The following is a 14,192-nucleotide window of genomic DNA, read 5'->3' as shown; positions in this document are numbered from 1 at the left end:
ACCCGCAGTACGCCCGGGTGGAGATCAGTCCATCCGCGGACGCACCAGCCCCGACTCGTACGCGATCACCACGAGCTGTGCCCGGTCGCGCGCGCCCAGCTTGGCCATGGCCCGGTTGACGTGCGTTTTCACCGTCAGCGGGCTGACCTCCAGGCGCTCGGCGATCTCGTCGTTGGAGTGGCCGCCGGCGACCTGGACGAGCACCTGCCGCTCCCGGCCGGTGAGCGCGCCGAGCCGCTCGGAGCGGGCGGGGTCGCGGCCGTCGTCGTCGCCCTGGGCGAGGAAGCGGGCGATCAGGCCCTTGGTGGCGGCGGGAGACAGCAGGGCCTCACCGCCCGCCGCGACCCGGATGGCGTTGAGCAGCTCCTCCGGCTCGCTGCCCTTGCCGAGGAAGCCGGAGGCGCCCGCGCGCAGCGCCTGGACCACGTAGTCGTCCACCTCGAAGGTGGTCAGGATGACCACGCGGACCTCCGCCAGGGAGGGGTCGGCGCTGATCAGCCGGGTGGCGGCGAGCCCGTCCGTGCCGGGCATCCGGATGTCCATGAGGACCACGTCGGCGGCCTGCTCCTTGGCCAGCCGGACCGCCTCGGCGCCGTCGGCGGCCTCCCCCACGACCTCCATGTCGGGCTCGGAGTCGACCAGTACCCGGAACGCGCTGCGCAGCAGTGCCTGGTCGTCGGCGAGCAGGACACGGATCGTCATGCGGGCTCCCCCGGGGCCGTCGTACGGGTCTCCGTACGGCTCTCCGTACGGCTCTCGGTACGGGTCTTGAGGGGCAGGATCGCATGGACGCGGAAGCCGCCGCCGAAGCGGGGTCCGGTGATGAGGGTGCCGCCGACGGCCGTGACCCGCTCGCGCATGCCGAGCAGTCCGTGCCCGCCGCCCGCCCCGGGCACCCCGGCCGCGCCCGCCCCGTCGTCCAGCACGGTCACCTCCATGTGCGTCCCGACCCGGACGACGCTGACCTCGGCCCTGGCCTCGGACCCGGCGTGCTTCTGCACATTGGTCAGGGCCTCCTGGACGATCCGGTAGGCGGCCAGGTCGACGGCGGCGGGCAGTTCGGTGCCCTGGTCGGCACGGGCCACGTGTACCGGCAGTCCCGCGTTGCGGAAGGTGGCGGCCAGCTCCTCCAGGCGGCTGAGGCCGGGTGCGGGCTCGGTCGGTGCCTCCGGGTCACCGGACTGCCGCAGCAGTCCGACGGTGGCGCGCAGCTCGTCGAGCGCGGACCGGCTGGCCTCCCGGACGTGGGCGAGGGCCTCCTTGGCCTGGTCGGGCCTCTTGTCCATGACGTGCGCGGCGACCCCGGCCTGCACGTTCACGAGGGCGATGTGATGGGCGACGACATCGTGCAGGTCCCGGGCGATGCGCAGCCGCTCCTCGGCGACGCGGCGGCGGGCCTCCTCCTCGCGGGTGCGTTCGGCTCTCTCGGCGCGTTCCCGGATGGCCTGGACGACCGCGCGCCGGCTGCGTACGGCGTCCCCCGCGGTGGCGCCGATGCCGGTCCAGGCGAGCACGCCCAGGTTCTCCTGCGCGTACCAGGGCAGCGGGCCGCCGAGCATGGCGGCGGCCGTCAGCACGGTCATGGTGAGCAGGCCGACGCGCCAGGTGGTGGTGCGGTCGGTGGTCGCGGCGACGGTGTACAGGGCGATGACGGCGGACATCGTGACCGGGGCGCGTGGGTCGCCGGTGACGCACTCGATCACCGAGAGGGCGCCGGTGGTGGCGAGGACGGTCTTGGGGGCGCGGCGGCGGAGGACGAGCGCTACCGCGGCGAGGAGCATGAGCAGGAGGCTGAGGGGGTCGGGGGTGCGGACGCCCCAGGTGACGCCGTGCGCTCCGCGGGGGACGACGAACGAGCCGGCGACCATGCACACGAGGGCGCCTGCGGCGATGGACGCGTCCAGGGCCCAGGGGTGGGCCTTGAGGCTGCAGCGGGCGCGGTCGAGCGTGCGGGCGGAACTCACGGGTGAACAGTACGGGTGCCGTGCGGTGCCCTGTACTGGTGCCGGTCGGGGGTGGGACCGGGCGCTGCTCGCTGAAGGTGCCTCCCCCGGAGGGGGTACCCCAGCGTCCGCCTGTGCCGCCCCGGGGGCGCGGGGAACTGCGCGATCAGGCGTCGGCGGCCCGCAGTCCGCGGGCCGCCCGAGCCGGCCGGGCTCTCACCCGGGGATCAGCCCGTCGTCGCTGAGCATGTCCCGGACCTCCTCCAACGACGCGTCGGCCGACGGCAGGATCAGCTCCGAGGGTTCCAGCGAAGCGTCCGGCAGGGGCCGGCCCAGCTCACGGACCTTGTCCAGGAGGGCGTGGAGGGTGGCGCGGAAGCCGGCGCCGTCGCCGCTCTCCATCGCGGCCAGCAACTCGTCGTCCAGCTTGTTCAGCTCGACGAAGTGGGAGTCGTCCAGCTGCACCTGGCCCTCCCCCATGATCCGTACGATCACGTCGGCCTCCTCGGCTCGGGTCCCGGCCCGGGCTACTGCTTGTCGAAGCGCGGGGTGTCCTGCGGCTGCTGCTGGGTCTGCCCCTGGCCCGTGCCGCCCTCGATCGCCTGCTGCGGGGAGCCTCCGGCCAGCTCGGCCTTCATGCGCTGCAGTTCCAGCTCTACATCACTACCACCGGACAGCCGGTCCAGCTCGGCCGCGATGTCGTCCTTGGCCATGCCGGTCGGGTCGTCCAGGGCACCGGAGGCGAGCAGCTCGTCGATCGCGCCGGCGCGGGCCTGGAGCTGCTGCGTCTTGTCCTCGGCGCGCTGGATGGCCAGGCCGACGTCGCCCATCTCCTCGGAGATGCCGGAGAAGGCCTCGCCGATGCGGGTCTGGGCCTGGGCGGCGGTGTAGGTGGCCTTGATGGTCTCCTTCTTCGTCCGGAAGGCGTCGACCTTGGCCTGCAGGCGCTGGGCCGCGAGGGTGAGCTTCTCCTCCTCGCCCTGGAGGGTGGCGTGCTGCGTCTCCAGGTCGGTGACCTGCTGCTGGAGCGCGGCGCGCCGGGACAGCGCCTCGCGCGCCAGGTCCTCACGGCCGAGCGCGAGCGCCTTGCGGCCCTGGTCCTCCAGCTTGGTGGACTGCTGCTGCAGCTGGTTGAGCTGGAGTTCCAGACGCTTGCGGCTGGTGGCCACGTCGGCGACGCCGCGGCGGACCTTCTGCAGCAGCTCCAGCTGCTTCTGGTACGAGTAATCGAGGGTCTCGCGCGGGTCCTCGGCCCGGTCAAGGGCCTTGTTCGCCTTCGCGCGGAAGATCATCCCCATACGCTTCATGACACCGCTCATGGGCTTCGCGCGCCCCCTTCTGACGGACTCCAGCTCACAGATCCTGCGACAGGACCCACAGTACGGGCCCTGACTCCATTACCGCACTGTTCGGGGAGTGATGCGCTCATCCCCGAGGACGACTGCGGACGCTCCCGCTCCGGCGTGAGGAGTAGGTGATCCCCCACCCGCCCGCACCGGAACGCCCCCTCTGTCCCCCTACAGACGTCCGGTGTTGCCGGATCGTTCCCGGCCGGGCTGGGGTCCATGCCGGTGCAGCCCTTACCCTTGGGTTTTGTGTTCCGTAGCCGTGCCAAGGACGAGAAGGCTCCCGCCGACAAGACGGCGGTAGACCTCTCCAAGCAGCCCCGTGACCCGCAGGCCCCGAAGGGCAGGCCCACGCCCAAGCGCAGTGAGGCCCAGTCCCAGCGGCGCAGCGTGGCCCATACGCCGACCACCCGCAAGGAGGCCGCGAAGCGTCAGCGCGAGGAGCGGCGCCAGGCCCTGGAGCGGCAGCGCCAGGCGCTGGCCAGCGGGGACGAGCGCTACCTGCCCGCCCGGGACAAGGGTCCGGTCCGCAAGTTCGCCCGCGCCTGGGTGGACTCGCGGTTCAATGTGGCGGAGTTCTTCCTGCCGCTCGCCGTGGTGATCCTCGTGCTGAGCGTGGTGCGGGTGCCGGCGATCCAGTCGACCGCGCTGCTGCTGTGGCTGGTGGTGATCGTGCTGATCGTGGTGGACGCGGCGATCAGCGGGTTCCGGCTGAAGAAGCGGCTCGCGGAGCGCTTCCCGGACGAGAACACGCGTGGCGCGGTGGCCTACGCCCTGATGCGGTCCCTGCAGATGCGCCGGCTCCGGCTGCCGAAGCCGCAGGTCAAGCGCGGAGAGCGGCCCTGAGCGCAGAGGCTTTCACCGGGGGTGCGGCCAACGCGTGGCTGAGCAGGCTGGGCAGGCTGCGTGATGTCGTACGGCAGGAACTGGTGGCCCGGCAGCTGGACGAGCAGATAGCCGGGCGGTTCCCGGTCGGGCAGCGGCTGCGGGTGCTCGACGTGGGCATGGGCCAGGGCACGCAGGCGCTGCGGCTGGCCCGGCTCGGCCATCGGGTGACCGGCGTCGAGCAGGACCCGACCATGATCGCCGCCGCGCGTGAGGCGCTGGCCGCCGAGCCGGAGGGCATCCGCGAGCGGGTCCGGCTGGTGGAGGGCGACGGGCGGGACACCGGTGTGCACTTCCTGCCGGGCAGCTTCGACGTGGTGCTGTGCCACGGGGTGCTGATGTACGTGGAGGAGCCCGACCCGCTGGTGGCCGGCCTGGCGAGGATGCTCGCCCCTGGCGGACTCCTCTCCCTGCTGGTGCGCAACGGCGACGCACTGGCCATGCGCGCGGGCCTCGCCGGTGACTGGGCGGGCGCGCTGGCCGCCTTCGACACGACCGCTTACCGGAACCGTCTGGGCCTGGACGTCCGCGCCGACCGGCTCTCCGCGCTCACCGCCACGCTCGCCGGGATCGCGGCCCCGCTGCACGCCTGGTACGGCGTCCGGGTCTTCACGGACACCGCGGCGGACGACGCGCCGATCCCGGACGACCTGGAAGCCCTCCTCGCGGTCGAGGAGAGGGCCGGGCGCACGGACCCCTACCGCGGGGTGGCGGCGCTGCTGCACCTGTGCGGCGTACGCGGCTGAGACCGTTCGGGGGAACAGCGCGGGCCGGGTGATCACCGCCCGGTGAGACTCGGGGCATGGACGCTTCCCTCACCCGTGCCCTCCGGAAGGCCGTGTCCGCCGTCGCGCCGGTCTGCTGCGCGGCCCTCGCCGTCGGCTGCACCGGCTCCTCCGCTCCGGCCGTCCAGGACACCGCCGCACCGGCACGGACGGCCGTGCTGCCGGCCGTGAACGAGCTGCAGGCCCAGTACCAGAAGGTCATCAAGGAAGTCCTGCCGTCGGTCGTGCAGATCCAGGCCAGCCATGACCTGGGTTCCGGGGTGGTGTACGACGACAAGGGGCACATCGTCACCAACGCACACGTGGTCCAGTCGGAGAAGACGTTCCAGGTGACCACGGCCAACAACGAGGAGCCGCTCACCGCGCGCCTGGTGTACTCCTACCCCGAGCAGGACCTGGCCGTGATCAAGCTGGACAAGGTGCCGGCCGGGCTGAAGGCGGCTCAGTTCGGCGACTCCGAGAAGGTGGAGGTCGGCCAGATCGTGCTGGCCATGGGCTCGCCGCTCGGGCTGTCCTCCAGCGTGACCCAGGGCATCGTCTCGGCGACCGGGCGGACCGTCAGCGAGGGCAGCGCGGGCGGGGGTACCGGCGCGACGATCGCGAACATGGTGCAGACCTCGGCCGCCATCAACCCCGGCAACAGCGGCGGCGCGCTGGTGAACCTCGCCGGGCAGGTCATCGGCATCCCGACGCTCGCCGCCGCCGACCCCGGCCTCGGGGGCAGCGCGGCGGCCGGCATCGGGTTCGCCATCCCCGCGTCCATGGTGAAGACGGTCGCCGGCCAGATCGTCAAGAACGGCAAGGTCGTCGACTCCGGGCGGGCCGCGCTCGGTATCACCGCGCGGACGGTCGTCGACGACCGCTACCAGCCCGCCGGGGTCGCGGTGGTCACCGTCAGCAGCGGCGGCGCGGCCGACCGGGCGGGCCTGCGCCCGGGCGACATCATCACCAGGCTGGGTGACCACTCCATCACCACCATCACCTCCCTCTCGGAGGCGCTGGCGACGGACAGGCCGGGCCAGCGGATGACAGTGACCTTCCAGCGGGACGGGGCCGTACGAACGGCGGAGGTGACGCTCGGCGAGCAGTGAGAAAGCGGGGGTACGGCCCCGAGCCGTACCCCCGGGCCCGGGCCTACGCCTCCATGGCGGCGTGCAGGCTCATCGGTCCGTAGATCTCGGTGTTCTCCTCGAACAGCCGCACCTGGTCGGCCCCGCCCTCCAGCAGCGCCTTCCAGTGCTCCCCGATCCAGGATTCGGCATCCCCCTGGGTGGTGAACTCCTCGGGCTGCACCGCGGGCTGGACCTCCGTCCCGTCGGCCTTCTCGAACCGCCACGTCCATGCCGTCATGTGGGCCTCCTTGTGATCCAACACCTGCCGGAAGACTAGCCGGAAGCGCAAGACCTGATCGGACGGGCGAAAATCGATCCGTGGACGTGACTCTGCTCGGTACCGGCGCCCCGGCCGGACTGCCCCGGCCCGACTGCCCCTGCGCCGCCTGTGCGACCGCGCTGGGGCCCGACGCGCGGGCGGCCACGGCCGTGTTGGTGGACGGGGCGCTGCTGCTCGATCTGACGCCGGGCGCGGCGTTCGCGGCGGCGCGGGCCGGGCATTCGCTGGCCGGGGTGCGGCAGGTGCTGCTGTCCCATCCGCACCACGGGCCGGTGGTGGAGGTGCCGGCCGGACTGCCGCAGCCCGGGCGGGTTCCGGACGGGCGGGAGTTGGCGGTGCTGACGGGGCATCGGGTACGGGCGCTGGCGATGGACGCGGGCGGCACCGGATACGACGTGACCGGCCCGGACGGCCGGCGGCTGCTCTACCTGCCGCCCGGCGGGGCCCCGGCCGGTCTGGAGGAGGCGACGGCGGAGTCGTACGACATGGTGCTCGCGGACGTCGTGGGCCGCCCGGACGCGCTGGCCCGGCTGCGGGCGGTCGGCTCCGCCGGGCCGACCACGGACGTGCTCGCCGTCCACCTCGACCACGACGTGCCGCCCGGTCCGGAGTTGCGGCGCCGGCTGGCGGCGGCCGGGGCGCGGGCGGTCGCCGACGGCACGACGCTGACCGTCGGCGCGTACGAGGACGTACCGGACGTGCCGCGCCGGACGCTGGTGCTGGGCGGGGCGCGCTCGGGCAAGTCGGTGGAGGCCGAGCGGCGTCTGGAGACCTTCCCGGACGTGCTGTACGTGGCGACCGGCGGGACGCGGGACGGGGACGGCGAGTGGGCGCAGCGGGTGGCTCTGCACCGGGAGCGGCGGCCGGGGTCGTGGCGTACGGCGGAGACGACGGACCTGGTGCCGTTGCTCCGCGAGGACGGGCCGCCGCTGCTGATCGACTGTCTGTCGCTGTGGCTGACGGACGTCATGGACTCCGTGGGGGCGTGGGACGACGCGGAGTGGGCGGGGGGCGGTGAGAAGTCCCTGCGGGAGCGGGTGCGGGAGCTGGCGGACGCGGTGCGCGGTACTCGGCGGACCGTTGTCGCCGTGTCCAACGAGGTGGGGTCGGGGATCGTGCCGGCGACTGCCTCCGGCCGTCGGTACCGGGACGAACTGGGGCGCCTGAACGCGGCGTTCGGGGCGGAGTGTGAGCAGGTGCTGTTGGTTGTCGCCGGTCAGGCTCTGGTGCTCCGGGGCTGAGTGGGCGCCCGGTGCCGGTGCGGGCCGGGGCCGGGGCTGTATCGCTGTGCGGCTCCGCCGCGTGGGCGCGACCAGCCACGACGCACCCGCGGTCAGCCGCGGTCCTTGCGGGCCACGATCCTGTACGCGTTGGAGAACGCGGTGCGGCGGAACAAGGGCGCCAGGATGTGGTCCACGGCCGACGCCAGGTCCAGCAGGGGCGCCGCGACGATCCTCAGCAGCAGATGGGGAGCCGAGGCCAGGGCGACGGCGCCTGCGAGGTCGTAGGGCACATGGGGGTCCGTGCGGTCGATCACGAGAACGGTGCAGCCCAGGGACTCCAACTCGGCGCGCAGATTGGCCAGAGGCATCAGGTGCAGGTGGCGGGGCTGGCCGTACGGCAGCCAGAGCCTGCCGAGCAGCGCGGCGAACGCGCAGCGCGGGTCGGCGACTTCCACGACGAGGTGGCCGCCGGGGCGGAGGACCGTCAGGGCCGCGCGGAGTTCGGCGCGCGGGTCGGGCGCGTGCTCCACATGCCGGAACATGCTGACCACGTCGTAGCGGGCGCGCAGCCGGGCCGCCATTCCGGGGGTGGAGAGGTAGCCGCGGTGGGCCTCCTCGACCCGCTCCTCCAGCTGGGCCTGCTGCACCCGGGCCGTCGGGTCCAGGCCGTCGAAACTCGTGTACGGGAAGAACTCCTTCGCCGCCTCGGGGAAGCGGGCGTGGCCCGTGCCCACGTCCAGCCAGCTCTCCGCCTCGGCCAGCGCCGACAGCCTGCGGGCGGTGGCGCGGTGCCGGCGCCGGACCGCCTCGGCGGACAGGATCCGGGCGGTGAACTCCTCCAGGTGCCGTTCGTAGACGTCCCGGTGGAAAAAGGTGAACCCTTCCGCCGTGAGCCGGGGGTTCTGGAAGACGTGGCCGCACTCACGGCACCGGTCGACGGCGAACCTGCCCGGCCGGTGTCGCAGGGGGTCCCTCGCGCGCACCCGGGTGCGCAGCTTTGCGGAGCCGCACCAGGGGCAGTTCTCGCGGCGCGGCTCAAGAAACGGGTCGGCCGACCGCGGGAGGGTCGTCGGCGTGAAAGGCGAGGTCGGCATGGACGGCTCCCTGTGCGACATTCCGCTGCAAACCGGAACGTATGGGATCCCGATCTTGGGTGCAATGACGTCGTGGGGGTGTGGTGGTGATGTGGCGCGGAAGCGTGCGTTCTCTGGCGGTACTGTTCGGCGAATGAGCAGGCTTAATCTGGACGACTTCACCGATCTGATCGAGCGCCCGGACGGGGGCGTGCGCCGCGACGCCGAGGCCCGGCGGGAGCGCCAGATCGTGCCGCCCGGGGCGCTGGGACGCCTCGACGAGCTGGGCGAGTGGCTGTCCGCCGCGCAGAGCGCCGTACCGGTACGGACCGTGGAGCGGCCGCGGGTGATCCTCTTCGCCGGTGACCACGGGGTCGCCGAGCTGGGCGTCTCGGCGCGTCCCGCGGGCAGCGCGGAGCAGCTGGTGCGGGCGGTGCTGGAGGGCGCGAGCCCGGTGTCCGTGCTCGCGCGGCGGCAGGAGGTGCCCGTACGGATCGTGGACATGGCCCTGGACTGCGCGCCCGACGCCTTCCCGGAGGACGTCGTACGGCACCGGGTGCGACGCGGCAGCGGCCGTATCGACATCGAGGACGCGCTCACCCTCGACGAGGCGGAGGCGGCGCTGCGCGCGGGCGTCGCGGTCGCCGACGAGGAGGCCGACTCGGGTACGGACCTGGTGGTGCTGGGCGACATCAGCGTGGGCGGGACCACGGCCGCGGCGGTGCTGATCGCCGCGCTGTGCGGGACCGACGCGTCGGTGGTGACCGGGCGGGGCGGGCTCGCGATCGACGATCTGGCGTGGATGCGCAAGTGTGCGGCGATCCGGGACGCGCTCAGGCGGGCGCGGCCGGTGCTCGGGGACCAGCTGCAGCTGCTGGCGACCGTGGGCGGGGCGGACCTCGCGGCGATGACCGGGTTCCTGCTGCAGTGCGCGGTGCGGAAGCTGCCGGTGATCCTGGACGGGGTCGTGGCCGCCGCGTGCGCGCTGGTCGCGCAGCGGGTCGCGTTCCGGGCGCCGGACTGGTGGCTGGCCGGGCACGACAGCGGGGAGCCGGGGCAGGCCAAGGCGCTGGACCGGATGGCCCTGGAGCCGCTGCTGGAGCAGGGCGTGAAGGTCGGCGAGGGCGCGGGCGCGCTGCTGGCGCTGCCGTTGGTGCGGGCCGCGGCGGCGCTGGCCGCCGAGCTTCCCGAGCAGGAGCCGGAAGAGTCCGAGAAGGAGTCGGCAGAGCTTTTCGAGAAGGAACCGGAACACACGAACGAGTAGGCGTGTTCCGGTCGGTCCGGCACCCAGGACGTGCCGGCCGGGTCGGCGGTGGAACAGCGCGCACGCCACGGAGACCGGAAAAGTACGGTTGGTCAGGGCAGCACCCATATCATCCTGCCCCATGGGAGATGCCCGAATTGCCGTGCGGCTGCAGGCCGAGCCGGGGCGCACGGGTGAGGAGGGGCGGCGGTCCACCGGGGCCTCCCGGCGGGCCGCCGCCTTCGCCGTCTGGTATCTGCGGACCGTCGCCTTCATCAACTTCCTCAGCGCGGTCTGGGTCTCGCTCGGCCGGGACGTGCGCCGGCACAACCAGGACGACTTCTTCACCCCGTACCTGTTGACGGCCGGCTTCGCCTCGGGCGTCTTCACCGCGTTCCTGGCCATCACCATGCGGCGCAGAAAGCGGGCCGCCTGGATCCTCAACCTCGTGCTCAGCGGCTCCTTCCTCGCCCTGTTCGCGCTGGCCATGGCCTTCCCCGACATCCAGCGGTACGCACAGAACTGGATCTCGCTGGGCCTCACCGCCGCATTCGTCGCCGCGCTGCTGGTGGGCCGCCGGGAGTTCTACGCCAAGGGCGACCGGTCCAACCCGCGGCTGGCGGCGACGGTCGCCGTGGGCGGCGGGCTCATCGCCAGTCTGCTCGCCGGGCTGCTGGTGACCGTCACCAACCAGGCGCCGGACGCGGCCCGTTCCACCTTCCTGGAGCGCTGGCACTACGGCACCCTGCGCCTGGTGTCGGTGGCCGCCGAGGAGTCCCGCTTCCAGGGGATCGACCCGCCGAACTGGGCCAACGTCGCCGTGAACGTGCTCAGCACGGCCCTCGTCCTCGCCGTGCTCTACGCCGCCTTCCGCTCCCGGCGCGCCGTCGACCCGCTCACCGAGGACGACGAGAAGCAGCTGCGGGCCCTGCTGGAGCGGCACGGCGAGCGGGACTCGCTGGGCTACTTCGCGCTGCGCCGGGAGAAGAGCGTGGTGTGGTCGCCGACCGGGAAGGCGGCCGTCGCCTACCGGGTGGTCGGCGGGGTGAGTCTGGCCTCCGGTGATCCGCTCGGGGATCCGGAGGCCTGGCCGGGCGCGATCGCGCCGTGGCTGGCCGAGGCGCGGGCACACGGCTGGATCCCGGCGGTGATGGGGGCGAGCGAGGAGGCGGGCACCGTCTACGCCCGGCACGGGCTGGACGCCCTGGAACTCGGCGACGAGGCGATCGTGGAGGTCGCCGACTTCACACTGGAGGGCCGGGCGATGCGGACGGTCCGGCAGGCCTGCAACCGGGTGAGGCGCGCCGGGTACGAGGTGCGGATCCGGCGCCACGAGGACATCCCCGCGGACGAGATGGCGTATCTCGTGGGGCGTGCGGACGACTGGCGGGACGGGGCGACCGAGCGCGGGTTCAGCATGGCGCTCGGCCGGCTCGGGGACCCCGGCGACGGACGGTGCGTGATGCTGGAGTGCACGGACGCCGAGGGCCGGCTGCGCGCGCTGCTGTCCTTCGTGCCGTGGGGGCCGCACGGGCTGTCCCTGGACCTGATGCGCCGCGACCGGGACTCCGACAACGGACTGATGGAGTTCATGGTCATCGAACTGCTGCGGCGCGCCGACGAGATCGGGATCACGCAGGTGTCACTGAACTTCGCGATGTTCCGTTCGGTCTTCGAACGTGGCGCGCGCCTCGGTGCCGGTCCGGTGCTGAGGCTGTGGCGCTCGCTGCTCAGCTTCTTCTCGCGCTGGTGGCAGATCGAGTCGCTGTACCGCGCCAACGCCAAGTACCGGCCCATCTGGGAGCCACGGTTCCTGCTCTTCGAGAAGAGCGCGGACCTGCTGCGCATCGGCCTCGCCTCGGCCCGCGCGGAAGGCTTCCTGGAGGCGCCGGGACTGCCGAAGTGGCTGCACCGCAGGCACCTCGGCACGCACAGATGACCGTACGGGGATGAGGAACGCTTGATGGGAACGCTCGCCCGCTGGGCGCGTGAGGAGTGGGGTCTGCTGTACGTCACCGTACGGCAGGCCCTGCCGAAGCGGCGCCTGCGGGCGGTCCCGATGACGCTCGGTGCGGTGTGCCTGACGGCCCTGCTGCAGCATGTGCAGAACCAGTCGTGGGGCTACCAGCTCGTGCTGAACGCGGGCGGCGTACGGGCCGAGGACCCGCTGTGGCTGGCCCTGCTGCGCACTCCCCTGTCGCTGTTCGTGCCTGCGCTGGATCTGCCGGTGTGGGGCGCGCTCGCGCAGATCCTGCTGGTGTTCGGGATCGCCGAGATGTGCATCGGCTGGTGGCGGACGCTGGCCATCGCCTACGTCGCCACGCTCGCCGGCACGCTGTACGCACGCATCGGCATCACGCTCGGCACGCACGCCCCGTTCGGGTTGCCGTGGACGGACGCGCAGGTGGTGGACACCGGTCCGTCGGCGGCGGTGGTGGGGCTCGCCGTCTTCGTGAGCTGGCGGTACGGCGCCTACCTCACCTCGGGCGCGGTGACGTTGGCGATGGTCGTCGAGGTGCTGCTCAAGGAGAACCTGGCGGGCAAGGAACACCTGGCCGCGCTGATGGCCGTGGGGATGCTGTGCCTCGCGGTGGCGCTGCGGCACCGCCGCGGGCACGGGCTGGGGCGGGCGTACGGCCGCCTGCTGCAGCGCGGTCAGCGGCCGCCGGGCAACCGGGCCGGGCGCGGGTCGGGCTTGCCGCCGATCCAGTCCTGAAGGGCGCGGCGCGGCCCGGCCCAGCGGCGGTCGTGGCGGTAGGCGCGCAGGGCCGCCTTGGCGCGGGCGCGGGGGCGGCGGCCGTAGCAGCGGCGGGCCCACGGGGAGCCGGGGCGGGCGAGCCGGATCGCACCGACGAGCGCGACCAGCGGCACGATCACACCGAACACCGCGGTGCGGGCCTTGCCCTTGCTCAGGGCCACGAGGGAGAGCAGGAAGTTCCCGGCGATGTTGGAGATGACCGTACCCCGGTCGGCCAGTTCCTGCTGGGACAGGTCGTTCACACCGAACGGTGCGAAACCGGCCAGCAGCAGCCCGACGATCGCGGCGGTGAGCACGACGACCTCGACGCTCTTGCGGCCCTCCTCGGTCCAGTAGACGTCGTCCAGGTGCAGGATCAGTGCGAACTCGTCCAGGACCAGACCGGCGCCCGTCCCGAACAGGACGGCGGCGACGGCCCCGCCCGTACCGTGCCGGTCGCTGGCGACCGCGCCGAATCCGCCGACGAGGGTGAGGACGACCCCGGGGACGACGTGGTGGATGTGCAGCCCGCCCGCCTTGACGTTGCCGAACGGGCCCTTGCCGGCCCGGATCAGCCGGGTGATCACCCGGGTGATCATGAAGGTCAGCAGGAAGGCGGCGAGGGCGAGCAGCAGCGGGAGTTTGCCCGGTTCGGCGATGTTCCGTACCCACCAGTGCCCCATATGCGCACCATATCCCCGGGCGCGGACGACGGCTCCGCGACCGCCGGATAACCTTCGCCGGTGCTCAAGTCCAGTCCTCTCGACGGCCTCCGCTTCGCCTTCGGCACCCTCACCGTGCTGCCCGTCCGGGTGCACCGCTGGGACCGGCAGGCCGCACGCGGCGGCATGCTGGGCGCCCCGGTCGCCGGGCTGGTGGTGGGCGCCTGCGCGGCCGGACTCGGACTGCTCCTGCTCCTTCTGGGCGCCGGTCCGCTGCTCGCCGCCGTCGCCTCGGTCGCCGTACCCGCCGCCCTGACCCGCGGGCTGCACCTCGACGGCCTCGCCGACACCGCCGACGGGCTGGGCAGCGGCAAGCCCGCGGAGGACGCCCTCAGGATCATGAAGCAGTCGGACATCGGCCCGTTCGGGGTCCTCACCCTCGTCCTGACCCTGCTGGCCCAGGTCGCGGTCCTGGCGCAGTTGTACGGCGACTCCTGGGCCCGGGGCGCACTGGCTGCCGTGGTCTCGGCCGTCGCGGCCCGGCTGGCCCTCACCCTCGCCGCCCGAGCAGGGGTCCCGGCCGCCCGGCCGGAGGGGCTGGGCGCAGCGGTGGCCGGGGTGGTGCCGGTGGCGGGGGCGGCGGCGGCTGCGGCGGCGGTCATCCTCGGTTCGGCCGCGGGGGGTTGGGCCTGGGGCCCGTACGGTGCCGTGCGCGCGGCGGCCGCGGTACCGCCGGCTCTCGTAGCCGCCGAACTCCTGCTGCGCCGCTGCGTGAGGCGCTTCGGCGGAGTCACCGGGGACGTCTTCGGCGCGCTGGCGGAGACGGCCGCGACGACCGCCCTGGTGGTCCTGGCACTGGGTGGCTGAGGCGCGCCTCCTCCCCCGTCGGCGCTAAGCTCTTCG

General features: G+C 73.3%; 15 protein-coding genes. 8 read left to right on the top strand and 7 right to left on the bottom strand.

From position 1 onward, the window contains the following. Window positions 1-24: 24 nt before the first annotated feature. The 4 genes from ACZ41I_RS03725 to ACZ41I_RS03710 all read right to left on the bottom strand — a co-directional run bounded on the left by ACZ41I_RS03725 (window position 25) and on the right by ACZ41I_RS03710 (window position 3,262). On the bottom strand, window positions 25-702 hold the full coding sequence (locus tag ACZ41I_RS03725; protein WP_399773583.1) for a response regulator: 678 nt from the start codon (window positions 700-702) through the stop codon (window positions 25-27). Next, the gene (locus tag ACZ41I_RS03720; protein ID WP_468513060.1) at window positions 699-1,964 is read right to left on the bottom strand and encodes a sensor histidine kinase; all 1,266 of its coding nucleotides are present in this window, start codon (window positions 1,962-1,964) and stop codon (window positions 699-701) included. The genes ACZ41I_RS03725 and ACZ41I_RS03720 overlap by 4 nt, the downstream gene beginning before the upstream one ends. A gap of 195 nt (window positions 1,965-2,159) precedes the next feature. Continuing rightward, entirely contained in the window at window positions 2,160-2,438 is a 279-nt protein-coding gene (pspAA, locus tag ACZ41I_RS03715) for a PspA-associated protein PspAA (RefSeq protein ID WP_363218089.1), read from the bottom strand. Window positions 2,439-2,470: 32 nt separating this feature from the next. Then, the gene (locus ACZ41I_RS03710) at window positions 2,471-3,262 is read right to left on the bottom strand and encodes a PspA/IM30 family protein (RefSeq protein WP_363218088.1); all 792 of its coding nucleotides are present in this window, start codon (window positions 3,260-3,262) and stop codon (window positions 2,471-2,473) included. Window positions 3,263-3,508: 246 nt separating this feature from the next. Here ACZ41I_RS03710 and ACZ41I_RS03705 point away from each other — a divergent pair, with 246 nt between their 5' ends. The 3 genes from ACZ41I_RS03705 (at window position 3,509) to ACZ41I_RS03695 (ending at window position 6,050) form a co-directional block, all read left to right on the top strand. Beyond that, complete coding sequence (locus tag ACZ41I_RS03705; RefSeq protein WP_363218087.1) at window positions 3,509-4,135, top strand: DUF3043 domain-containing protein; 627 nt, start codon at window positions 3,509-3,511, stop codon at window positions 4,133-4,135. A gap of 83 nt (window positions 4,136-4,218) precedes the next feature. Continuing rightward, window positions 4,219-4,920 (top strand): class I SAM-dependent methyltransferase, encoded by a 702-nt coding sequence (locus ACZ41I_RS03700; RefSeq protein ID WP_363218086.1) that lies wholly within the window; start codon window positions 4,219-4,221, stop codon window positions 4,918-4,920. Between the two features lie 56 nt (window positions 4,921-4,976). Beyond that, window positions 4,977-6,050, top strand: a complete 1,074-nt coding sequence (locus tag ACZ41I_RS03695) for a S1C family serine protease (RefSeq protein WP_399773590.1) — start codon at window positions 4,977-4,979, stop codon at window positions 6,048-6,050. 43 nt (window positions 6,051-6,093) lie between these two features. Here ACZ41I_RS03695 and ACZ41I_RS03690 read toward each other — a convergent pair whose 3' ends face one another. Beyond that, window positions 6,094-6,309: a hypothetical protein gene (locus ACZ41I_RS03690; protein WP_360087886.1), complete on the bottom strand. Its 216-nt coding sequence runs from the start codon at window positions 6,307-6,309 to the stop codon at window positions 6,094-6,096. An 80-nt stretch (window positions 6,310-6,389) separates the two neighbouring features. Here ACZ41I_RS03690 and ACZ41I_RS03685 point away from each other — a divergent pair, with 80 nt between their 5' ends. After that, window positions 6,390-7,592: a bifunctional adenosylcobinamide kinase/adenosylcobinamide-phosphate guanylyltransferase gene (locus tag ACZ41I_RS03685; protein ID WP_363218084.1), complete on the top strand. Its 1,203-nt coding sequence runs from the start codon at window positions 6,390-6,392 to the stop codon at window positions 7,590-7,592. Window positions 7,593-7,684: 92 nt separating this feature from the next. Here the strand turns inward: ACZ41I_RS03685 and ACZ41I_RS03680 are convergent, their stop codons facing one another. Continuing rightward, entirely contained in the window at window positions 7,685-8,668 is a 984-nt protein-coding gene (locus ACZ41I_RS03680; protein WP_363218083.1) for a class I SAM-dependent methyltransferase, read from the bottom strand. Between the two features lie 133 nt (window positions 8,669-8,801). Here ACZ41I_RS03680 and cobT point away from each other — a divergent pair, with 133 nt between their 5' ends. The 3 genes from cobT (at window position 8,802) to ACZ41I_RS03665 (ending at window position 12,606) form a co-directional block, all read left to right on the top strand. Beyond that, window positions 8,802-9,911, top strand: coding sequence for a nicotinate-nucleotide--dimethylbenzimidazole phosphoribosyltransferase (gene cobT, locus ACZ41I_RS03675; RefSeq protein WP_363218082.1), 1,110 nt, complete (start codon window positions 8,802-8,804; stop codon window positions 9,909-9,911). A gap of 121 nt (window positions 9,912-10,032) precedes the next feature. Continuing rightward, on the top strand, window positions 10,033-11,829 hold the full coding sequence (locus ACZ41I_RS03670; RefSeq protein ID WP_399773598.1) for a phosphatidylglycerol lysyltransferase domain-containing protein: 1,797 nt from the start codon (window positions 10,033-10,035) through the stop codon (window positions 11,827-11,829). A 24-nt stretch (window positions 11,830-11,853) separates the two neighbouring features. Then, the gene (locus ACZ41I_RS03665) at window positions 11,854-12,606 is read left to right on the top strand and encodes a hypothetical protein (protein WP_363218080.1); all 753 of its coding nucleotides are present in this window, start codon (window positions 11,854-11,856) and stop codon (window positions 12,604-12,606) included. Here ACZ41I_RS03665 and ACZ41I_RS03660 read toward each other — a convergent pair. Then, window positions 12,546-13,310 (bottom strand): hypothetical protein, encoded by a 765-nt coding sequence (locus ACZ41I_RS03660; RefSeq protein WP_468513059.1) that lies wholly within the window; start codon window positions 13,308-13,310, stop codon window positions 12,546-12,548. The genes ACZ41I_RS03665 and ACZ41I_RS03660 overlap by 61 nt on opposite strands. Window positions 13,311-13,370: 60 nt before the next feature. Here ACZ41I_RS03660 and ACZ41I_RS03655 point away from each other — a divergent pair, with 60 nt between their 5' ends. After that, a complete protein-coding gene (locus ACZ41I_RS03655) occupies window positions 13,371-14,156 on the top strand; it encodes an adenosylcobinamide-GDP ribazoletransferase (RefSeq protein WP_468513058.1) in 786 nt (261 codons plus the stop codon). Window positions 14,157-14,192: the final 36 nt, after the last annotated feature.

The organism is Streptomyces sp. NPDC030799 (assembly GCF_055572255.1).
Note: the sequence above shows the minus strand (reverse complement) of the source record. Positions and strands in the feature narration are given on the sequence as shown.